Below are 21,760 nucleotides of genomic sequence, written 5' to 3' on the forward strand. Positions count from 1 at the left end.
TTGCCTGAATGCAAACTATTTGACCCTGTCCGAGCCTTGTGACAGCCTCTGACACGTCAATAACAAAGCGTGGAAGCACACAATAATGACTGAACAACCTCAGGCCATGACGGCCAAATATCGCCAGGATTACCAGGCTCCCCTCTATTGGTGTGACAGCCTGGATCTCGATTTTCAGCTGCAAGAGCCCCTGACCCGGGTCACCGCCATCTCCCGTTTGCGTCGCAGCGGCGATCACAACGAGCCCCTGGTGCTGGACGGCGAGGGGCTTGACCTTGTCAGTGTCAGTGTGGATGGCGTGCCCTATCAGCAATACGAGCAGGGAGAGAGCAGCCTGACTCTGTTCAACCTGCCGGCCGAGTGCGTGCTGACCGTGGTCACCGACATTGATCCCGCCGCCAACACGGCGCTGGAGGGGCTCTACAAATCCGGCGATGCCTATTGCACCCAGTGCGAGGCCGAGGGCTTTCGTCGTATCACCTATTACATGGACAGGCCGGACATCCTGGCCCGTTACAGTACCCGCATCACCGCCGACAAGGCCAAGTACCCCTATCTGCTCTCCAATGGCAACAAGGTCGCGAGCGGCGATCTGGACGACGGTCGCCATTTCGTGCAGTGGCAGGATCCCTTCCCCAAACCGAGTTACCTGTTTGCCCTGGTGGCCGGTGACTTCGATGTGGAACGCAACCACTTCATTACCAAAAGCGGCCGCCAGGTGGCGCTCGAGATCTTCGTGGACAAGGGCAACCTGGACCGCGCCGGTTTCGCCATGGAGAGCCTCATCAACTCCATGCGCTGGGACGAGCAGCGTTTCGGCCTCGAGTATGACCTCGACATCTACATGATCGTGGCGGTGGACTTCTTCAACATGGGGGCCATGGAGAACAAGGGGCTCAACATCTTCAACTCCAAGTTCGTGTTGGCCAACCCGGCCACTGCCACCGATGCGGACTACCACGGCATCGAGCGGGTGATCGGTCACGAATATTTCCACAACTGGACCGGCAACCGCGTCACCTGCCGCGACTGGTTCCAGTTAAGCCTCAAAGAGGGGCTGACGGTGTTCCGGGATCAGGAGTTCTCCTCCGATCTGGGGTCGCGCGGCGTCAACCGCATCAACAACGTGCGCACCGTGCGCGGTCCGCAGTTTGCCGAAGATGCCGGCCCCATGGCCCACCCCATCCGCCCGGATGTGGTGATCGAGATGAACAACTTCTACACCCTGACCGTCTACGAGAAGGGCTCTGAAGTGATCCGAATGATGCACACCCTGCTGGGGGAGGACGCCTTCCAGGCGGGCATGCGACTCTACTTCGAGCGTCACGACGGCTCTGCCGCCACCTGCGACGACTTCGTGCAGGCGATGGAGGATGCCTCCGGGGTGGATCTCGCTCGCTTCCGCCGCTGGTACAGCCAGTCCGGTACCCCCGAGCTCACCGTGACCGACGAGTACGATGCCGAAAGTGGTGTTTATCGTCTGTTCGTGAGCCAGCACACGCCGCCGACCCAGGATCAGCCACAAAAGCTGCCGCTGCATATCCCCCTCGACATCGAGCTCTACGATGCACAGGGTGCCGTCATCCCGCTGCAATACCAGGGCAAGGCCATCGGCAATGTGCTGGACGTGCTGGAAGCACAGCAGACTTTCGAATTCGACCAGGTGCCGGTCAGACCGGTTCCCTCCCTGCTGCGGGACTTCTCCGCCCCGGTCAAGCTGCACTATGACTATAGCGACGAGGCCCTGGCCTTCCTGATGCGCCATGCCCGCAACGAGTTTGCCCGCTGGGATGCAGCGCAGATGCTGGTCAACAAGGCGGTGATCGACGGGGTGGCCCGGGTCCAGCACGGGCAGGGGGTTGAGCTCTCCCGCACCCTGCTGGCGGCCTTTGTCGCCATTCTGGACGAGGCTGCACTGGATCCCGCCCTCAAGGCAGAGATCCTGGCCCTGCCGGGAGAGGCGACCCTGGCCGAGCTGTTCGAGGTGGCCGACATCGACGCCATCCACCAGGTGCGCAACGGGATCCAGACCGCATTGGCCCACGCCTTCGGCGACCGCCTGCTGGCGTGCTACGAGAGCCTGCGTCTGCCGGCTTATCAGGTGGTCCATGCCGACATGGCCAAGCGGGCCCTCAAGGGTGTGGTGCTGGGTTATCTGGCGGCGCTGGATGCCGCGAAGGCCGATACCCTGGTGCGCGAGCAGTACGGGGCTGCCGACAACATGACCGACACCCTGGCGGCGCTCCAGGTGGCCAACAGCCATCTGCTGCCGTGCCGCGCCGCGCTCTTGGCCGACTTCGAAGGCAAGTGGGCCCACGACGGCCTGGTACTGGACAACTGGCTGCGGCTGGTGGGGGCTAAGCCGGCCAAGGATGTGCTCGATGACGTGAAGCAGGCGATGGCGCACCCGACCTTCAGCATCCGCAACCCGAACCGGCTACGGGCGCTCATCGGCAGCTTCGCCATGAGCAACCAGGTGCAGTTCCACGCCGCCGATGGCAGCGGCTATCGCTTCCTGACCGATCTCTTGATCGAACTCAACGAGGTCAATCCCCAGGTGGCGTCCCGCCTCATCACCCCGCTTATCCAGTTCAAGCGGCTCGATGAGGGGCGCAAGGCGCTGGTTCGCGCCGAGCTGACCCGCCTGGCCAACCTGGACGGGCTGGCGCGGGATCTGTTCGAGAAGGTGAGCAAGGCGCTGGCACAGTAAGCGTCACGACGGCGGGCAGGGGAGTCTGGCTCTCCTGCCCGTTTTTCATGGATGACCAGGAGGTGACATGAGGCAATACACTTTTCGGCTCTCCCTTGGCCGCGACGAGATCATGTTGATGTACCAGGGGCAGGTGAACCGCCTGGTGGTACGTACCGAGCAGGGTCTGACCCTGGAGCTGGGGTTGGAGAAAATCCGGCGTTTTGTGTCGGAGAGCGGCGTTCACGGCTACTTTCGACTGAAAACCCAGGACGATCATCGCTTCATTTCCCTGGAACGCATAAATTAACAAAACTTGAACATCAATCCGGGTAAATATCTGCTTTAAGTCACTATCTATCCGGTAAATGGCGCGGCATCCAGTGCGATTTTCTGAATTTTGCCAACTTGGCAAAATTTATCACAACCCAAGCCGTGATCTGCCCCTTGTTTTTAACATCCCGTTATCACCTTTGCTCGCCTTCCTTGATCCAAGCCATTACACTTCGCTGCAACTCTGTACCGGTGGGCATCCTGGGTGGATGTCGCCGTGTCTGTGATGTCGTCCGATAAGGAAACTAGCAATGGCATTGAAAGACGCCCCTACCTCCGTTCTGCTCGAAAACGTTCTCAGTCTGATCCACCAGAAATTGCCGAAAAACAGTGCCTCCCTGGTCGAATGTTTCGTTGCCAAGTTCTACGGCAACATGGCCAGTACTGATCTGCATGACCGCAATGACAGCGATCTCTATGGCGCCGCCCTCAGTCTGTGGAATGCCCTCAACCACCGTACCGGCATCGAGCCCTATATCCGGGTCTACAACCCCGAGCTGACCCGCCACGGATGGCAGTCTCCCCATACCATCGTCGAGATCATCCTGCAGGATTCCCCCTTCCTGGTGGACTCCATCCGCATGGCGCTCAAGCGTCTCAATATCACCGCCCACATGATGCTGCACCAGCCGCTGCACCTGATCCGCGGCGAAGGCGGCAAGATTGGCGCCATCCTGGATCTGGACAACACCGCAGAGCAGACCTCGGTGGAAACCGCCTTCCTCATCGAAATCGATCACCTGACCGGTGAAGAGGAGATGGACGCCCTGACTGCCGAGCTCAACTCGGTGGCGCGGGAAGTGGCCCTGGCGGTGGGAGACTGGCAGCCCATGCTGGCGCGCCTGAACGAGATCATCGAGGAGCTGCCCAAACGCAAGAACCCGGTCAGCCAGGCCGAGGTGGACTCCTGCGTCGCCTTCCTCAAATGGGTGGCCGCCCACAACTTCACCCTGATGGGTTATCGTCGCTACGACGTCAAGGCGGTGGAGGGAGATCACGAGATCCTGCCGCAGCCCGAGTCCAGCCTGGGGCTGATGAAGAACTCCATCAAGGACGAAGGCCAGCGCCTCGGCACCATGCCCGCCAGCGCCCGTCACGCGGCCCTCAGTTCCGACTTGCTGATCCTCACCAAGTCCAACAGCAAGTCCCGGGTGCATCGTCCGGCCTATGTGGACTACATCGGCATCAAGCGTTTCGACGAGCACGGCAAGGTGGTGGGAGAGGATCGCTTCATCGGCCTGTATGCCTCCTCCATCTACAACACCAGTGCGACCCAGATCCCCCTCATCAGCCACCGCCTCGAGCGCATCATGGCTGCCTCCGGCTTTGAATCGGGCTCCCATGCCTACAAGGCGCTGCTGAACGTGCTGGAAACCTACCCGCGCGATGAGCTGATCCAGGCCCGTGAAGAGGAGCTGCTGGCCACCGGTCTCGGGGTGCTGGAGATGCAGGAGCGGGACATGCTGCGCCTGTTCGTGCGCCGCGACGTCTACGGCCGCTTCTTCTCCTGCATGGTCTATGTCACCAAGGAGCGCTACAACACGGCGCTGCGGGTCAAGACCCAGCAGATTTTGCAGAAATATTTTGGCAGCAGCATCGATGTGGAGTTCAACGTCTACTTCACCGAGGGTGTGCTGGCACGGACCCACTACATAGTGCGGGTCAACAACAACAACGTGGATGTGGATGTGAACGAAGTACAGAACAACCTGATTGAAGCGGCCCGCAGCTGGGATGACCGCCTGGATTCCGTGCTGCTTTCCCACTATGGCGAGGCCCGCGGCAACGAGCTGCGCCGCCGTTTCAGCACCGCCTTCCCCCGCGCCTACAAGGAAGATGTGCTGCCGGGCTCTGCCGTCGCGGACATCATGGCCCTGGATGGATTGAGCGAGGCCGAGCCGCTTGGCATGCTGTTCTACCGCGCCCAGGAGGAGGAGAACGATCGCCGGGTACGCCTCAAGCTGTTCCACCGAAGCGAACCCATCCACCTCTCCGACGTCCTGCCCATGCTGGAAAACATGGGGCTGCGCGTCATCGGCGAGACCCCGTATCAGGTACGGACCCCCACCGGCGAGGTGTTCTGGATCCTCGATTTCTCCATGCTGCTGCGCGGTGAGCAACCGTTCGATCTGGAGCAGAGCCAGCAGCGCTTCCAGCAGGCCTTCGCCGCCATCTGGAGCAAGACCCTGGAAGATGACGGCTTCAACCGTCTGGTGCTGGGGGCCGGCCTCACCGGTCGTCAGGTATCCGTGCTGCGGGCCTATGCCAAATACATGCGCCAGACCGGCGTCTCCTTCAGCCAGTCCTATATCGAGGAGACCCTGACCCGTTATCCGGATATCGCAGAGCTGCTGTTCACCCTGTTCGAACAGCGCCTGGATCCGGCCATCAAGCAGGATGCCAAGGTGCAGGCCAAGCTGCACGAGGAGCTTGCGGCCAAGCTGGATCAGGTCGCCAACCTGGATGACGATCGCATCATTCGCCGCTATGTGGAGATGATCGACGCTACCCTGCGCACCAACTACTACCAGCTGGACAAGGCGGGCAACATCAAGCCCTACATCTCCTTCAAGCTGGCCCCCTCCAGCATCACCGACATGCCGCTGCCGCTGCCGAAGTTCGAGATCTTCGTCTACTCCCCGCGAGTGGAAGGGGTACACCTGCGCTGGGGCAAGGTGGCCCGTGGCGGCCTGCGCTGGTCCGATCGCAAGGAGGACTTCCGCACCGAAGTGCTGGGTCTGGTGAAAGCCCAGCAGGTGAAGAACACCGTCATCGTGCCGGTGGGCGCCAAGGGCGGCTTCTATTGCAAGCAGATGCCGGCAGGCGCCCCCCGTGCCGTCATCCAGGAGGAGGGCAAGGCCTGCTACCGTCTGTTCATCCGCGGCCTGCTCGACGTGACCGACAACATCATTGGCGGCGAGGTGATCCCGCCAAAATCCGTGGTGCGTCACGACGAGGATGATTATTACCTGGTCGTGGCCGCCGACAAGGGCACCGCCACCTTCTCCGACATCGCCAACGAGATAAGCCTCGAATACGGCCACTGGCTCGGCGATGCGTTTGCCTCCGGCGGCTCGGTCGGCTATGACCACAAGAAGATGGGCATCACCGCCCGCGGCGCCTGGGAATCGGTCAAGCGCCACTTCCGTGAGATTGGCATCAACTGCCAGACCACCGACTTCACCTGCGTGGGGATAGGCGACATGGCCGGCGACGTGTTCGGCAACGGCATGCTGCTCTCCGAGCACATCCAGCTGGTGGGCGCCTTCAACCACATGCACATCTTCGTCGACCCGACCCCGGATGCGGCCGGGAGCTTCGTCGAGCGCAAGCGCCTGTTCGAGCTGCCCGGCTCCAGCTGGGATGACTACAACCGTGAGCTCATCTCCAAGGGGGGCGGCATCTTCCTGCGCTCTGCCAAGTCCATCAAGCTGAGCCCGGAAATGCAGACCCTGCTCGGCACCGACAAGAGCGGCATGGCCCCGAACGAGCTGATCAAGGCGCTGCTCTGCCTGAACGTCGACCTGCTCTGGAACGGCGGCATCGGCACCTATGTGAAGAGCGCCCGCGAGAGCGACGCCGATGTCGGGGATCGCAGCAACGACGTGCTGCGGGTCAATGGTCGTGACCTGCGTGCCCGCATCGTGGGCGAGGGTGGCAACCTGGGCTTCACCCAGCTTGGCCGGGTGGAGTATGCCAGTCAGGGTGGTCGCATCAACACCGACTTCACCGACAACGTGGGCGGGGTGGATTGCTCCGACAACGAGGTCAACATCAAGATCCTGCTGAACCAATTGGTGGCGGCCGGTGACCTGACCCTCAAGCAGCGCAACCAGATGCTCTACGAGATGACGGATGCGGTGGCCCAGGTGGTCATCACCAACGCCTATCGCCAGTCCCAGTCCATCTCGGTGACCGCTTTCCGTGGTGCCGAGCAGCTGAAAGAGCAGCAACGCTTCATCCAGGGGCTGGAGCGCGAAGGCAAGCTGGACCGTGCCCTGGAGTTCCTGCCCTCCGACGAGGAGCTCTCCGAGCGGATGGCGGCAGGGCAGGGGCTGACCCGTCCCGAGCTGGCGGTGCTGGTGGCTTACGGCAAGATGGTGCTCAAAGAGCAGCTCAACTGCCCGGAAGTGACCGACGAGCCCTTCCTCGCCAACATGCTGGTCACCAGCTTCCCGACCCAGTTGCAGCAGCAATTTGGCGCGGCCCTGGCCCAGCATCCGCTGCGAGGCGAGATCATCGCGACCCGGGTGGCCAACATGCTGGTCAACGACATGGGGCTCAACTTCGCCAGCCGGATGAAGGACGAGACCGGTGCCTCGGTGGCGGAAGTGGCCTGCTGCTTCGCCATGGCCCGGGAAGTGTTCGGCCTCGGCGCCCTGTGGCGTGACATCGAAGGGTGTGACAACGGGGTGGATGCCCAGACCCAGCTCGAGCTGATGTTCTACAGCCGCCGCATCGTGCGCCGCGCCACCCGCTGGTTCCTGCGCGCCCGCAACCGCAGCTGGAGCATCGGCGAGAACATCGCCTTCTTCCGCCCGGCCTTCGAGACCCTGAGTCAGCACCTTTACGAGGTAATGGACGAGAGCGAAGTGGCCGAACACAGCCAGGCGGTCGCCGCCCTGGTGGAGAAACAGGTGCCGGAGGCCATCGCCCGTCGCGTGGCCCACATGAGCAGCCTCTTCTCCTGCCTGGATCTGGCGCAGATTGCCGCGGAGCACAAGACCGACATCCTGCGGGTTGCCAACGTCTACTATCGCCTGGGCGCCAAGCTGGATCTGCACTGGTTCCTCGAGCAGATCAACCATCAGCCGGTGGGCAACCACTGGCAGGCGATGGCGCGGGCTTCCTTCCGCGAAGATCTGGACTGGCAGCAACGCAGCCTCACCTCCGTGGTACTGGAAGGGTGCAAAGAGCAGGGGGAATGCGCTACCATACTGGCCGACTGGATTTCGGAGCATGAGCAACTCTTGTCCCGTTGGACCCACATGTTGGCCGACTTCAAGACCACGAGCACGCACGAGTTCGCCAAGTTCTCGGTGGCCTTGCGAGAGTTGAACCTGCTCCAGTTGAATTGCCGAACCTCGGCATAACCCCAAAAGCCCCGGCCAGTTGCCGGGGCTTTTTTTAAGGAGCAAGCATGCTGTACCCACTCGCCAGGCATTTCCTGTTCAAACTCAATCCGGAGCAGGCTCACGATCTCTCCATCAAATATTTGCCCCGCCTTCTCGGTACCCCGCTTGATTGTTTCTTCCGCCACTCTCTGCCCAAACGCCCCGTCACCGTCATGGGGCTTAATTTTGCCAATCCGGTGGGGTTGGCCGCCGGTCTGGATAAAGACGGGGAGTGCATCGATGCCTTCGGCGCCATGGGGTTCGGTTTCATCGAGGTCGGTACCGTGACCCCCAGACCCCAGAGCGGCAATGACAAGCCTCGTCTCTTCCGGGTGATCCCGGCCAAGGGGATCATCAATCGCATGGGATTCAACAACAAGGGCGTCGATCACCTGGTGGCCAAGGTGAAAGAGGCCAAATATCAGGGGGTGATCGGCATCAATATCGGCAAGAACAAGGACACCCCCATCGAGCAGGGCAAGGATGATTACCTTCTCTGCATGGACAAGGTGTATGACCACGCCGGTTATATTGCGGTCAATATTTCCTCGCCAAACACCCCGGGTCTGCGTCAATTGCAATATGGCGATGCACTGGATGAACTGCTGGCCGCATTGAAACAGCGCCAACAGGAGCTGGCCGAGAAATATAAAAAGTATGTGCCGCTGGCCGTGAAAATTGCCCCGGATCTGTCACTCGATGAAATAGAGCAGGTAGCCGCCTCTTTGATCAAGAACCGTATTGACGGTGTCATTGCCACCAATACCACTCTGGAGCGGGAAATGATATATGACATGCCCCATGCCGCAGAGGCCGGCGGGCTCAGCGGCCGCCCGCTCCAGCACAAGAGCACCGAGGTGATCCGCCACCTGGCCAAGGCCCTCGACGGCGCCCTGCCCATTATCGGTGTGGGTGGTATCGACAGCGCCATGGCGGCTCGGGAAAAACTGGCGGCGGGTGCCAGTCTTGTCCAGATTTACAGCGGCTTTATTTATAAAGGGCCGAGTCTGGTCAAAGAGATCGTTACCCATATTTAAAAAATAACCGGTTGCCCTTATTTAACGTTGCTCAAATTCTCGACATGGAATAAAGTCGAGGGACGGCTTAGATAAGGGCACCACCATGTGTATTCAACCCAATGACAATTGGCAGTGGCATTATGACGCTCAGGATGATCGCCTGATGCTGGATTTGTCCGATCGCATGATATTTGCCACCGAATATAAAGGTCGGCAACTTGTTCCCTGTTCTTTCACCACCCAGCCTTTTTGTGTGGATGATGCCGCCCTCTATTACCAGTTGATGGACAAGGCCGCTGAACTCGACTGGAGTACGCCCCACCAGGTCCAGCTGGTCCTCAATGCCATCGCCGTCAGCCGTTTTTATAAACCCCTGATGCCGCAAAGCTGGTTCTTTCATGAACAGCAGGCTCATGTTTTTCCGGATATGGGATCCCTGGTATGGATGGATACGCCCCACGGTCGGGGGGAATTCATGGTCATCGAAGCCGGCGATCAGGCGAGCGTGTGCCTGAACCTGACCGACGAGCTGGTGCTGACCAACAGCAAGACGCTGCCGCGCTTTGCCGTGATCAAGGTGATGAATAACCGGATGCAAGCCAGAGTCCGGGCACAGACACAATATCGGGAAGTGGGCTGACGACGGGGCCGTTATATGGCGACGAATAAGTCCGTTATAGGCCTGCTATATTGGTCTGATATTTAAGCGCTCAGTCTCTCTCTTGTTCCATTATTTGTCTGTTTACTTCGTCGGTCGTCACGACCGTTTTCTGCCCGGTCCGGGCAAGATTTTCGAATTCTTTACGAATGTGATGGTAGACAGCTGCCAGCCAAGAGCGGGATCCTGTCGCCCGCAAGGGGGAGGGGAGAGTTTGCCGCGCCTCTTGCCGTTTATATGGCGCCTTTGTCCAAGGTTCGAGTGCCGAGCGCGGGCCGATAAGGTATAATGCGGCACTATTTTTATGGCATCCCCGTGAGCGTGATGAAAGAATTTTTTGCAACCTGCCCCAAAGGGCTGGAAAACCTGCTGGCCGTCGAGCTGACCAATCTGGGTGCGGAGCAGGTCCGTGAGACCGTGGCCGGCGTCCACTTCAAGGGCGAACTGGCCATCGGCTACAAGGCCTGTCTGTGGAGCCGCTTTGCCTCCCGAATCGTGCTGGTGCTCTCCGAGTTCCAGATGAACGACGATCTGGACCTCTACCTCGGGGCCCATACCATTCCCTGGGAGGAGCACTTCTCCGGTACCGCCACCATCGCGGTGGACTTTACCGGTACCAACGCCTCCATTCGCAATACCCAGTACGGCGCCCTGAAGATCAAGGACGCCATCGTCGATCGCTTCACCAAGCGCGGTCACGTGCGCCCGGATGTGGACAAGAAGTCCCCGGACATTCGCATCATGGCGCACCTTGGCAAAGGCAAGGCCAATATCACGCTGGACTTGTCAGGCCCGGCGCTGCACCAGCGCTTCTATCGCCAGGGCACCGGCGAGGCGCCCCTCAAAGAGAACCTGGCTGCGGCCATGATTGCCCGCAGCGGCTGGGCCGGCGAGCCCATGATGGACCCCATGTGCGGCTCCGGTACCCTGCTGATTGAAGCGGCCTTCATCGCTGCCGACATGGCGCCTGCGCTGCGCCGTGAGCGCTTCGGTTTCGATCGCTGGCTGCAACACGATGGTGAACTGTGGCAGAGTCTGATGATGGAAGCCCAGGTGCGTGCCAAGCGCGGCATGCAGCGCTGCGAGGTGAAACTGTTCGGTTGCGATGCGGATACCCGGGTCCTGATGAAGGCCCGTGACAATGCCAAGGCCGCCGGCGTGGCCCATCTCATTACCTTCAAGCAGGCCGATGTCACCAAGCTGGAAAATCCGCTGCCGATGCCGGCTGTGGAAGGAGAGAGCCGTCAGGTCGGCATGCTTATCTCCAACCCGCCCTATGGCGAGCGTCTCGGTGAATTCCCGGCGTTGCTGGAAGTGCATCAGGCCCTTGGCGATGCCCTGCGCCGCGGCTTCCAGGGGTGGAAGATCACCATTCTCTCCGCCTCTCCCGAACTCCTGAGCTGCCTGCGCTTGCGTGCCGACAAGCAGTATCGCCTGTTCAACGGCGCCCTCGAGTGCCAGCTGCGCAACTATCAGATCGCCCTCGATGCCGTTGCTTCCCAGAAAGAGGTGGCCCAGGACTTTGCCAACCGTCTGCGCAAGAATCTGAAGACCCTCGAGAAATGGGCGAGCAAGGAGAACCTCGATTGCTACCGCCTCTATGACGCGGACTTGCCGGAGTACAACGCTGCCATCGACCGCTATCAGGATTATCTGGTGGTGCAGGAGTACGCGGCGCCCAAGGACATTCCCGCCCAGAAGACCCGCCAGCGTCTGCTGGACATGGTGCAGGCCGCCATCAAGGTGACCGGCATGGACGGCGAGAAGGTGATCCTGAAGGTGCGCGAGCGCCAGGAAGGCAAACAGCAGTACCAGAAGCTCTCCGAAGAGCAGCACCGGATGGAAGTGCAGGAGTATGGTGCTCGCCTCTGGGTCAACCTCTACGACTATCTGGACACCGGCCTCTTCCTCGACCACCGCCAGACCCGCCGCATGCTGGGCCAGATGGCAAAGGGCAAGCGCTTCCTGAACCTCTTCGCCTATACCGGCAGTGCCACCGTGCACGCGGGGCTCGGCGGCGCCCGCGAAACCACCACGGTGGACATGTCGCGCACCTACCTCAACTGGGCCCAGGACAACATGCGCCTCAACTCGTTGGTGGGCCGTGAGCACAAGTTCGTGCAGGCGGATTGTCTGAAGTGGTTGTCGGAAGCCGACGAGCAGTACGACCTCATCTTCATCGATCCGCCCACCTTCTCCAACTCCAAGCGGATGGACGAGAGCTTCGACGTGCAGCGGGATCACCTGCTGTTGATGCAGCACCTCAAGCGCCTGCTCGCGGCGGACGGCACCCTGGTGTTCTCCAACAACAAGCGCCACTTCAAGATGGACTTGGCCGGCCTTGACGCCATCGGTCTCAAGGCGCAGAACATCACGAACAAGACCCGGCCCAAGGACTTCGAGCGCAACCAGCATATCCACAACTGCTGGATCATCACTCACGCCGAGGCACAAGGCTGATGCTGACCCTGTTTCACACCGACGGCTGCCACCTGTGCGAACAGGCGTGGACGCTGGTGGAACAGGCCGGGATGGCCGCGCAGACCCGCCGCTGCGACATCCTGGAGGAGGAGGCCTGGCTCGAGGCTTACCGGGTGCGCATCCCGGTGCTGCAAGACAGTGCCGGCCGGGAGCTGGGCTGGCCTTTCACCCTGGGAGAGCTGCAAGGCTGGCTGGCACAGGGGTGAGCAGGATTTGACGACAAAACGGGGGCAGACTCACGCTGCCGCCCGTTTTTTCATAAGCAACAAGGAACAAACATGGCTCTTTTGACATTGCACGGCGCGTCCCTGTCGTTCAGTGATTTTCCGCTGCTCGACCATGCCGAGCTCACCATAGAGCGGGGCGAGCGCCTCTGTCTGGTGGGTCGCAACGGGGCGGGCAAGTCCACCCTGATGAAGGTGATTGCCAGCGAACTGCCGCTGGACGACGGCCGTCTGGTGTTGCAACAAGATTTGAAAGTGACCCGCCTCGAGCAGGATCCGCCCGCCTCGAGCGAGATCACCGTGTTCGATTACGCCGCAGAAGGGCTGGCCGGGGTAGGGGAGCTGCTCAAGCAGTACCATCATGTCTCCCACGCCCTGGCGCACGACCCTTCCGATGCCAACATTCGCACCATGAGCCAGTTGCAGGAGCAGCTCGACTATCAGAACGGCTGGCAGTACGAGACCCGCATCAATCAGGTGCTGACCCTGCTTGATCTCGACCCTGATGTGACGCTCGACAGTCTGTCTGGCGGCTGGCTGCGCAAGGTGGCTCTGGCCCGCGCCCTGGCGTGTGACCCGGATCTGTTGCTGCTGGACGAGCCGACCAACCACCTGGACATCGATGCCATCAACTGGCTGGAAGAGTTCCTCAAGGACTTTCGCGGCGCCATCGTCTTCATCTCCCACGACCGGGAGTTCATCCACAAGCTGGCGACCCGGATCATCGATCTCGATCGCGGCGTGATCACCTCCTGGCCCGGCAACTATGACGAATATCTGCAAGGCAAGGAGGAGTGGCTGCGGGTCGAGGAGCTGAAAAACGCCGAGTTCGACCGCAAGCTGGCCCAGGAAGAGGTATGGGTGCGCCAGGGTATCAAGGCGCGTCGTACCCGCAACGAGGGACGGGTGCGGGCCCTCAAGGCGATGCGCATGGAGCGCACCCAGCGCCGGGAACTGCAGGGCAAGGCCAAGCTGCAACTGGACGAGGCGGGCCGCTCCGGCAAGCTGGTGTTCGAGACCGAGGGGCTGGGGCTGGACTTTGGTGATCGCACCCTGTTCCAGGGACTGGATCTGCAGGTGCTGCGCGGGGACAAGATTGCCCTGGTGGGCCCCAACGGCTGCGGCAAGTCGACCCTGATCAAGCTGCTGATGGGCCAGCTCGAGGCGAGCCGTGGCTCGGTGCGCCAGGGGACCAACCTGGAAGTGGCCTACTTCGATCAATATCGTGAGCAGCTCGACCCCGAGAAGACGGTGGTGGACAACGTGGGGGAGGGCAAGCAGGAGGTGATGGTTCGCGGCCGCTCCCGCCACATCCTTGGCTACCTGCAGGACTTCCTGTTCGAGCCCAAGCGGGCGCGCACCCCGGTCAAGGCCTTGTCAGGGGGCGAGAAAAACCGTCTACTGTTGGCCAAACTCTTCCTCAAGCCCAGTAACTTGTTGATTCTGGATGAACCAACCAACGACCTGGATGTCGAAACGCTGGAATTGCTGGAAGAGCTGCTCACCGATTACCCGGGCACCCTGCTGCTGGTCAGCCACGATCGCCGTTTCATCGACAATACCGTGACCGGCTGCTGGCTGTTTGAAGGGGATGGACGGATCAGCGATTATGTCGGGGGCTACGCCGACATGATGGCCACACGAGCCCTGCAGGCCGCCCAACAGACGGCCAAGGCGACCCAGATCAAGGTGGCAGAGCCTGTCGCGTCGGCAGCGGAGCCTGCGAAAAAAACACGAAAACTCTCTTACAAGTTGCAACTGGAGCTGGATAATCTGCCAGCCCGGCTGGAACAGTTGGAAATGGAACTCGATGCCCTGCAGGCCGAGATTAACCACCCCGGTTTCTTCTCTCTGCCAGCAGAGCAGACCCAGCCCAAACTGGATGCATTGAATGCGGCAGAGGCCGCATTGGAACACGCCTTCTCCCGTTGGGAGGAGTTGGAAGCGTTGAAACATCAAGACTAAGGAAGTAGATGAAAAAGCAATTATCCATGCTGGCCATCCTGGTCGGCGCCAGCCTCAACGCGCAGGCGGCACAAAGCTCCTTTTTCACCATCGTCGATGACGAAGTCAAAGGCTATGCCAGCGGGATCAGCGGCGATGCCAACGGCCTCATCGGGCTCAACACCAAGAACAACATGGCGGAATACTTCTCCACCGTGCGGTTTGCCGACTTCCTGGTCGATCGTTTCCGTTTCGAGCAGGGTTGCATGCTCTCCAACTCGGTCTGCAACTCCTTCTGGAGCGACAACTCGGGCTTTGCCTACCAGTGGCGTCGCGACTTCCTGGACAAGGTGGATCAACGCAGCAACCTGGGCTACGTGACCAGCTCCGAGGTCGATGGCCTGGTGACGGCCCTCGGGGATGTCCCGGAGGATCGGGTCGGTTACAAGATGAATGGCAAGCTGCGCACCGCCTTTGCCGTGGTCAATGACGGCAACCCGGTCGAGCTCAAGGATGCGGCCAGCACCCACGGCCTGAGCGTACCCACCTCCATCAAGAAGCTGGACAACGGTCAGTATCTGGTGACCGGTACCGCGGCCAGCGACAAGTATCGCCACAAGGTGGGCGGTGACTTCTACAAGTGGTGTTTCGAGACGGGCAATGACAGCCAGTACGGTGACTTCCGCTACTGCCCCGGGGTCGATACCCAGGCGAGCTTCTGGCTGCTCAACAGCTCGGGCGGGTTCAACAAGCTGATGCAGGCCGGCACCTATGGCCATCAGCGTGACGAGGTGCTGCAAACCGCCTCTGCACTGGGCGTGGCCAAGTACAACGGCACCCTCTACGGCGTGGGCTACAGCTCCACCGGCGAGGTGGGCACCGGTGATCTGGATGGTCGTAACCTCGCCAGCTACTGGACCCTGGATACGGCTGCCGGCACCGTGGGCACCACCAAGATCATCCCGCTGCCGGATGGCGAGCCTGGCAAGGACGATGCCAAGCTGCAACACAGCTGGGCCGTGGCCGTCAACGACAACGGCTACGTGATCGGCAACCAGCGCTATCGCATCAACAAGGGACAGAACCGCCCGGTGGAGATGTTCCTGTTCAACCTGAGCAAGCCGGGTACGGCGGCCAGCCTTCCTCTCCAGGACAAGCCGGTCTCGGGGGCAGGCTCGGAAGCGGCCGCCATCAACGATCACAACATGGTGGTTGGCTGGCGCGACTCCCGTCACCAGACCCAACCGGTGGTCAATGGCACCAACCGCATGCAGGAAGCCTTCCTGCTGAACGCGGCCGCCCCGGCCAACAGCTGGTATCTGAACGATCTCATCTGTGGCAAGGATGACGCCGGCAACAAGCTGTGTGCCCAGAACGGCAAGTACTATCACATCGCTTACGCCAGCGGCATCAGCAGCGACGGCACCATTGCCGCGACGGCGTATCGCTATGACAGCGAGAGCGACCTCAACAAACGCGCCAACGCCACCGTGGTCGCCGTCAAACTGACGCCGGCCGTGGCGGATTATCAGGGCAATGCCCCGGCCAGCTATGTGGTCAGTAACGCCCCGGTCAACAACCAGACCGGTCAGGATGGTGGCGAGGGCGGTGGCGGCAGCCTGTTCTGGTTGACTCTGCTGGCGCTGCCCTTTGCCTGGCTGCGTCGCTATCAGCGATAAATAAGTGTCATCAAAAATTAATGCAGTTCAGTATCTTGTGTCACAACCCCTGAATAGCATGGAATTTTTTGTTTGACCCTGCCTCCCCCCTGGGGTAAAGATGAAGGCGACCGGTGAAAAACTGGTCGCTTTTTTTGTTCCACGAAGAGGGTCGTAGATGATGAAGAGACAGAAACGGGACCGTCTGGAGAGAGCTCGCGCTCGTGGTTATCAGGCTGGCGTAGTCGGCAAACAGAAAGAAGCGTGTCCGTACCAGTGCCTGGATGCCAGGGGCCATTGGCTTGGTGGTTGGCGCGATGCCATGGAAGGGCGAGGCTCAGGCCTCTTCATGAAGTAACCGATACTTCATCACTCATTACAAAAGGAAAGGGGCCATCGTGGCCCCTTTACGTTGTCTCTGCTCACCCAGGAGCAGGATCAGAATGCGGTGGTGTCTTTGAACAGGCCCACTTTCAGATCGGTGGCGCTGTAGATGGGGCGACCATCCACTTCCACGACGCCATCGGCAATGCCCATGACCAGTTTGCGGTTGATGACGCGCTTGAAGGTGATTTTGTAGGTGACCTTCTTGGCTGTCGGCAGGATCTGGCCGGTGAACTTGACTTCACCGACACCCAGCGCACGTCCCTTGCCAGGACCCCCTTTCCAGCCCAGGAAGAAGCCGACCAGTTGCCACATGGCATCCAGGCCCAGGCAGCCAGGCATGACGGGATCGCCGGGGAAGTGGCAGTCGAAGAACCAGAGATCCGGCGTGATATCGAGTTCAGCCAGGATTTCACCCTTGCCGTGCTCGCCGCCATGGTCGTTAATCTTGACGATGCGATCCATCATCAGCATGTTGGGGGCGGGCAGCTGGCTGTTACCTTCACCAAATAATTCGCCACGGCTGCAGGCAAGCAGCTCTTCACGGGTAAAGGACTCTTTGCCTTGTTCGCACAGGGAGAGGCGGGGATCAGTGGTGTCGTTATCTAGGGTCACGCTGTTTATCCTTCATATGGGTCAAAGCCGGGCCAATTTAGCTTACAGATGTTCGCTAAACAACTCCGATCACTTCATTTAACGGCCAAGCAGCCGATCCAGCAGGCTGCGCAGCAGGCCGCCACTCTTGGTTGCCGTGCCATTGAGTTCGTCCAGTCTCTCCTGGATGCGACCAAACAGGGTATCCGGCATGTCCGGTTCGCCAGCAACGCAGCCGGTGAGCAGCTCGATAGCCTCTTCCACGTGATCCACCGGGTGGATGTGGAACTGGCCGGCCTCTACTGCCGCGATCACTTCATCAGAGAGGTTGAGCTGCTGGGCGTTGGTGCCGGGCAGCAGAATGCCTTGCTTGCCGGTGAGGCCGTGGATCTTGCACACCCGGAAGAAGCCCTCAATCTTCTCGTTCACGCCGCCAACGGCCTGCACATTGCCGAACTGGTCGACCGCACCGGTCACAGCGAAGTGCTGGTAGATGGGCTGGCGGGCGAGGGCAGAGAGCAGGGCACACAGGCCGGTCAGGGAAGCGCTGTCACCATCGATCTCGTGGTATGACTGCTCGAACACCAGGTTGGCCGAGAGCGGCGAGGGGTTCTCTGCGCCGAACTTGTTGGAGAGGTAACCGTGGATGATCATCATGGCTTTGGCGTGAATGTGCCCGGCGAGCTCCGCCTTGCGCTCGATGTCAGCCACATCGCCATCCCCGAGGTGGACGGTCGCGGTGAGGCGTACCGGCTCCCCGAAGTCATAGGGATGGCCGGCCACCTGGATGACGGAAAGGCCGTTGATCTGGCCAACCTCTTCACCGTCGGTCTGCAGCAGGATCTGGCCGTCGATAACACCCTGATCCGATTGCTCCACCAGATAGTTGAGGCGGTAATCCTGCTCTTCCAGGGCGAGCAGGATATGTTCGTCAGTGACGCAGGTCGCTTCCAGCTCGCGGGCCAGGCTGTCGGCCATGCGCATGATGGCGCCGAGCTGTACCTCGGAGAGGGATAGCCACTCCTGGTGGTCACACAGGCGGCTGGCATGGCGACAGAGGGCGAGGAGGGCACTTGGCGTGAAATCCAGCAGCGCCCAGCGCGCTCGCAGCCAGGCGAGATATTGCAGGAAGGCGGGGAGATCTTCCTCGATGTTCACTTCGGAGACCAGATCGGCACGCAGGAAGATGCGCTCCGCCATGTCCCTGTCCAGCATCTGGAATTCCGCCACGTCCAGCCTGTCACCGACCAGGATCAACTTGAACCGGATGGGGGTCGCTTCCGGGGTGAAGAACGGTGTCAGCGTCTTGCCTTCCTGATAGGCATTCCAGTCCAGCTCGCCTTTTTGCATGGCGTTTTTGAGCTTGAACCAGAGATGAGGCTGATCCAGCAGCTCATCGAGCTGAAGTATCAGGTAACCACCGTTGGCTTCCCGCAGCAGACCAGGTTCCAAAAGGTGCTGATTGGCGTAGACGGAGCCTTGTTCCGTCTGATAGTTGATAGAGCCGAACAAGGTATCCCAGTTCAGGTCACGGCCGTAGACGACAGGGGCTTGCTGATCCTCATGATGGATCAGCAGGTTGATGAGCACCGGGTGCTGGAACTCGAGGCCCTGGGCGACATGGGCGGCCAGATCGGAGAGGAAATCCACGATCTTGGGGTCATTGTTCTGTTTGCGGATGATCCGGGTGACCAGCCGCTCGGCGTCGAGATGGTGGCTCATCAGCTTGAGCAGCTCACCGACCATTTCGCAGAACTCGAAACCCGAGCCCGGTTGCAGGCGCAGCCAGATGGGCTTGAAAGGGTTGTTGAGATTCTCGGTATAACAGAGATCGAACAGGTCGCCATCCTTGCCATTCGAAGAGGCGATCAGGGTCTGGCAGACATTCTCGTAATCTGCACCGGGGAAACCGTTGAGGATCATGACCGGGCAGTCACCATCAAAACTGGCCAGCCGTTTGATACCCGAAATCGCTCTGGGTTGCAGGGCGGCAAACGGAATGGGGTCGAGTTCGCCAAGTGTGGGGAACTGCTCAATCGAGAAAGCGGGTTTTAATTGTTCTGATGTTAATTCAGCCACTTAAGACATCCGGTCGGGGATAGGATCAATTGCCACCATTATACACAGTTCGGTTGAGGGTGACAGAATACCAAGATACTTAATTTAACATAATATACATTATGCGCGGTATGGTCAGGCCCGCTCAGTGGAGACAGAAACACAGCCGCCGCAAGGGCTACCGCCGTGCCAGCTCCTTTTGAATACTTCGCCAGGATATCGTACCAAGCCTGTTTCAGCTCGGGATCGGTCTCTCTGACAGCCGCAAGGCTTATTAGCACTTCTTTGACGTCTAGGCCGATTTCCTCGGCAATCTTTTTTGCAGTCTCATCAGTGAGTTGCGCTTTGCCTTTGGTCAAACGTGAGACGTGAGATTGTGTAAAGCCAAGCTCTACAGCGACTTCCTGAAACTGGGTGAACTTTTTGGCTCTCATGTAGGCCTGGATCAGCGTTTTAGAGTCCATTTGCCTTAACTCCTCAGTTTATCAATGGCCGTATCATAACCATTTTGCGGTCAAAAAGGCCCGTTGAAACTTACTTGGGAAATTGATCAAATGCACTTGCCTACTAACTCAAGTGATTGATCTATGACCCACTCTAGCCCACAAAACCAGGATCTGCCCGCGCTCATTGAGCGCAAGGTCTATTGGCAGGCAGAGCCGACTGGCGATTACTCCGCCTGCATCGCGGGTCAGGTCGAGATGTTCCGCGACCTGCATGAGCTGCGGGTCTATCTGTCGATGACGTACCCCGATACCGTGTTCGAACTGGTAGAAGTCACCGAGGACACCTGGCGCGGCTTCTATGACCAGGGAGTGTTTTTCGATGACTGGTCATAGCTCCGTGATGCCGATAAATGGGGTTATCGGCAACAAAACCCTGATCGACTATCTGTCCTTCACCTGGGCACCGACTGAGTTGATCCAGATGAAGGAGCTTGCCAAGCAAGGTGCGCTCTTGAAGGCTGTCCCGCGCTTCGATACCAACGTGAAGGCCCTGCAAGCGGCCATTTCTGAACCCCCTGTCGAGGGGCTGCGTTATCTCTGGAAGCGTCCGGTTGGCTTCGCTCCCCTCACCCGTTTTGACAAGGTGACAGAACGCCTGTGCAGCAAGGCCGAACGGCTGGGGGTCTCCCCTACCCCAGCGGTTGAATATGACAAGACCACTGAGCGGTTAAGCCTCCATGGGGTGCCTAAGTCCCCTGCCCCTGTCGTGACGCTATCCATGACCGAAATGATGGAGCGTGCTTTGCATTCCGGTTACAAGGCCCGTGCCGACATTCGTAAGGAGTTGAAGGCGGTCTGCACTGCCCTGCTCAAGTTCTCCGAGTTCGAGGTTGTCGAGGGTGCCAAGTATTGGGAAGCCTACAACGACTTGATCGATTGCTACGGCGTCCAGTTCCTGGATGCCCTCTGCTGCAACGAGCTGGAGCTGTGGTTAGAGGAGCTGAATACCCGCATTGGTGTCCCCATCCCCGAGCCGCGCTTCACGATGCGCCCTCGCCGCTCTGGCCTGCACGGTTACGCCAATTCGGCTGACCTGCTGTGTGACGGCATCCCCTGCGGCCTGATTGGCTGGGGTGCGGCAAACCATGGTTGCATGGTGAGTTTTTCCGGTGTGGGTTGCGCCGCCCTGGATTTCCAGGCTTTGCATGACGTTATCTCTCACATTCCAGGCGTGCGCATCACACGGGTGGATCTCGCCCTGGATGACTACAGCGGCGAGCACATCACCTACCAGGGGGCCATTGCCGGCGCGGAAGCCGGCGAGTTCCATCCCCAGCGGGGCCGCGCTCCGTCCTGGATGAAGATTGAATCGGGCGAGTTCGTGATCACCGAGGTTGCCAAGGGCATCGCCAAGCGCTTTGGTATGGTGCCGACCAAGGGCTGCTCGTTCTACGTGGGCAGCCGCATCAACGGAAAGTGCGCCCGGGTATACGAAAAGGGCAAGCAGATGCAGTCGGCAGAGTATCCGAATTGGGTACGCGCCGAAGGCGAGCTGCACAATAAGGACCGCATTATCCCGCTGGACGTCCTGGTAAACCCAGACCCCTATTTTGCGGGGATGTATCCGCAATTTGATAAGTGGCTGGCTGCTATCCAGGAAGCGGAAATAAAGCCTGTCAGACTGACCACCTTTAAAAATAAGTTCAAAACATCCAGGGACAATGCCGTATTTAATATGTCCCGCATGGCGGGTCGCCTTGTTAATTGGTTAGCGAACATCGAGGGATTATCGCCTGAGAAGATTGTTAACCAATTAACTGCGCACCTGGAAGAAAGTGATATTCCGGCGCGATTAAGAATGCCGCTCCCTCCTGACTTGGACGAGCTGCCTGTATTTTCGACCTAACCAAGGTTCTTCAACGAGGTAATAACTATGTCTATTTTGTCCAGTGTGCTGGTCACTCGCGTGACCCATGGCTACGGTGTTTCTCGCAAGTCTGGCGCTCCGGTGCCTTATGACTTTGCCCAAGTGGAATATCTGGCTCCTGCAAACAACGTCAACAAGCCGGAGTGCAATATCAACTCCTGGGGCTATGAGGTTCGCCAGTTGTCCCTGCGCAATGATGCGCCGACTATCAAGGAAATGGCTGATTGCCCC

16 protein-coding genes are annotated in these 21,760 nt (G+C 59.7%); 13 read left to right on the forward strand and 3 right to left on the reverse strand.

Annotation, left to right across the window (positions count from 1 at the left end; translation table 11 throughout):
- Nucleotides 1-85: 85 nt before the first annotated feature.
- From pepN to rmf, 10 genes are all read left to right on the forward strand, one after another.
- Nucleotides 86-2,710 carry an aminopeptidase N gene (gene pepN / locus ACB037_RS16095; protein ID WP_371175582.1) on the forward strand — a complete coding sequence of 875 codons (2,625 nt, stop codon included), beginning with the start codon at nucleotides 86-88 and terminating at the stop codon, nucleotides 2,708-2,710.
- Nucleotides 2,711-2,777: 67 nt separating this feature from the next.
- Complete coding sequence (locus tag ACB037_RS16100) at nucleotides 2,778-2,999, forward strand: DUF2835 family protein (protein ID WP_010674767.1); 222 nt, start codon at nucleotides 2,778-2,780, stop codon at nucleotides 2,997-2,999.
- A gap of 274 nt (nucleotides 3,000-3,273) precedes the next feature.
- Nucleotides 3,274-8,115 (forward strand): NAD-glutamate dehydrogenase, encoded by a 4,842-nt coding sequence (locus tag ACB037_RS16105; RefSeq protein WP_371175583.1) that lies wholly within the window; start codon nucleotides 3,274-3,276, stop codon nucleotides 8,113-8,115.
- A gap of 47 nt (nucleotides 8,116-8,162) precedes the next feature.
- Entirely contained in the window at nucleotides 8,163-9,173 is a 1,011-nt protein-coding gene (gene pyrD / locus ACB037_RS16110) for a quinone-dependent dihydroorotate dehydrogenase (protein WP_371175584.1), read from the forward strand.
- A gap of 85 nt (nucleotides 9,174-9,258) precedes the next feature.
- Complete coding sequence (locus ACB037_RS16115; RefSeq protein ID WP_041215146.1) at nucleotides 9,259-9,795, forward strand: cell division protein ZapC; 537 nt, start codon at nucleotides 9,259-9,261, stop codon at nucleotides 9,793-9,795.
- A 306-nt stretch (nucleotides 9,796-10,101) separates the two neighbouring features.
- Nucleotides 10,102-12,273 carry a bifunctional 23S rRNA (guanine(2069)-N(7))-methyltransferase RlmK/23S rRNA (guanine(2445)-N(2))-methyltransferase RlmL gene (rlmKL, locus tag ACB037_RS16120; RefSeq protein ID WP_191967217.1) on the forward strand — a complete coding sequence of 724 codons (2,172 nt, stop codon included), beginning with the start codon at nucleotides 10,102-10,104 and terminating at the stop codon, nucleotides 12,271-12,273.
- Entirely contained in the window at nucleotides 12,273-12,500 is a 228-nt protein-coding gene (locus ACB037_RS16125; protein ID WP_010674762.1) for a glutaredoxin family protein, read from the forward strand. Before rlmKL ends, ACB037_RS16125 begins: the two co-directional genes overlap by 1 nt.
- Nucleotides 12,501-12,572: 72 nt before the next feature.
- Complete coding sequence (locus tag ACB037_RS16130) at nucleotides 12,573-14,483, forward strand: ABC transporter ATP-binding protein (protein ID WP_041215149.1); 1,911 nt, start codon at nucleotides 12,573-12,575, stop codon at nucleotides 14,481-14,483.
- Between the two features lie 8 nt (nucleotides 14,484-14,491).
- Nucleotides 14,492-16,141, forward strand: coding sequence for a DUF3466 family protein (locus ACB037_RS16135; RefSeq protein ID WP_128295908.1), 1,650 nt, complete (start codon nucleotides 14,492-14,494; stop codon nucleotides 16,139-16,141).
- 157 nt (nucleotides 16,142-16,298) lie between these two features.
- Complete coding sequence (rmf, locus tag ACB037_RS16140; protein ID WP_005315693.1) at nucleotides 16,299-16,478, forward strand: ribosome modulation factor; 180 nt, start codon at nucleotides 16,299-16,301, stop codon at nucleotides 16,476-16,478.
- A gap of 80 nt (nucleotides 16,479-16,558) precedes the next feature.
- Here the strand turns inward: rmf and fabA are convergent, their stop codons facing one another.
- The 3 genes from fabA to ACB037_RS16155 form a co-directional block, all read right to left on the reverse strand.
- Nucleotides 16,559-17,119, reverse strand: a complete 561-nt coding sequence (fabA, locus tag ACB037_RS16145) for a 3-hydroxyacyl-[acyl-carrier-protein] dehydratase FabA (protein ID WP_010674758.1) — start codon at nucleotides 17,117-17,119, stop codon at nucleotides 16,559-16,561.
- 78 nt (nucleotides 17,120-17,197) lie between these two features.
- Nucleotides 17,198-19,177 carry a Lon protease family protein gene (locus ACB037_RS16150; protein ID WP_045524875.1) on the reverse strand — a complete coding sequence of 660 codons (1,980 nt, stop codon included), beginning with the start codon at nucleotides 19,175-19,177 and terminating at the stop codon, nucleotides 17,198-17,200.
- A 38-nt stretch (nucleotides 19,178-19,215) separates the two neighbouring features.
- On the reverse strand, nucleotides 19,216-19,620 hold the full coding sequence (locus tag ACB037_RS16155) for a helix-turn-helix domain-containing protein (RefSeq protein ID WP_371175585.1): 405 nt from the start codon (nucleotides 19,618-19,620) through the stop codon (nucleotides 19,216-19,218).
- Between the two features lie 123 nt (nucleotides 19,621-19,743).
- Between ACB037_RS16155 and ACB037_RS16160 the strand changes: the two genes are divergently transcribed.
- The 3 genes from ACB037_RS16160 to ACB037_RS16170 all read left to right on the forward strand — a co-directional run.
- A complete protein-coding gene (locus ACB037_RS16160) occupies nucleotides 19,744-19,995 on the forward strand; it encodes a hypothetical protein (RefSeq protein ID WP_039040799.1) in 252 nt (83 codons plus the stop codon).
- Nucleotides 19,982-21,508 (forward strand): replication initiation factor domain-containing protein, encoded by a 1,527-nt coding sequence (locus ACB037_RS16165; RefSeq protein WP_324045545.1) that lies wholly within the window; start codon nucleotides 19,982-19,984, stop codon nucleotides 21,506-21,508. Before ACB037_RS16160 ends, ACB037_RS16165 begins: the two co-directional genes overlap by 14 nt.
- A gap of 27 nt (nucleotides 21,509-21,535) precedes the next feature.
- On the forward strand, nucleotides 21,536-21,760 hold a 225-nt coding region (locus ACB037_RS16170; protein WP_371175586.1), incomplete at its 3' end, for a hypothetical protein.

The organism is Aeromonas sp. S19(2024) (assembly GCF_041402625.1).
Lineage (GTDB): Bacteria > Pseudomonadota > Gammaproteobacteria > Enterobacterales > Aeromonadaceae > Aeromonas > Aeromonas caviae.

Coding starts and splice junctions, on each gene's coding strand:
- ACB037_RS16130 (WP_041215149.1), top strand. CDS start 12,573: ATGGCTCTTTTGACATTGCACGGCGCGTCCCTGTCGTTCAGTGATTTT.
- pepN (WP_371175582.1), top strand. CDS start 86: ATGACTGAACAACCTCAGGCCATGACGGCCAAATATCGCCAGGATTAC.
- ACB037_RS16105 (WP_371175583.1), top strand. CDS start 3,274: ATGGCATTGAAAGACGCCCCTACCTCCGTTCTGCTCGAAAACGTTCTC.
- ACB037_RS16165 (WP_324045545.1), top strand. CDS start 19,982: ATGACTGGTCATAGCTCCGTGATGCCGATAAATGGGGTTATCGGCAAC.
- rmf (WP_005315693.1), top strand. CDS start 16,299: ATGATGAAGAGACAGAAACGGGACCGTCTGGAGAGAGCTCGCGCTCGT.
- ACB037_RS16115 (WP_041215146.1), top strand. CDS start 9,259: ATGTGTATTCAACCCAATGACAATTGGCAGTGGCATTATGACGCTCAG.
- ACB037_RS16125 (WP_010674762.1), top strand. CDS start 12,273: ATGCTGACCCTGTTTCACACCGACGGCTGCCACCTGTGCGAACAGGCG.
- pyrD (WP_371175584.1), top strand. CDS start 8,163: ATGCTGTACCCACTCGCCAGGCATTTCCTGTTCAAACTCAATCCGGAG.
- ACB037_RS16160 (WP_039040799.1), top strand. CDS start 19,744: ATGACCCACTCTAGCCCACAAAACCAGGATCTGCCCGCGCTCATTGAG.
- ACB037_RS16135 (WP_128295908.1), top strand. CDS start 14,492: ATGAAAAAGCAATTATCCATGCTGGCCATCCTGGTCGGCGCCAGCCTC.
- ACB037_RS16155 (WP_371175585.1), bottom strand. CDS start 19,620: ATGGACTCTAAAACGCTGATCCAGGCCTACATGAGAGCCAAAAAGTTC.
- rlmKL (WP_191967217.1), top strand. CDS start 10,102: ATGCGGCACTATTTTTATGGCATCCCCGTGAGCGTGATGAAAGAATTT.
- ACB037_RS16100 (WP_010674767.1), top strand. CDS start 2,778: ATGAGGCAATACACTTTTCGGCTCTCCCTTGGCCGCGACGAGATCATG.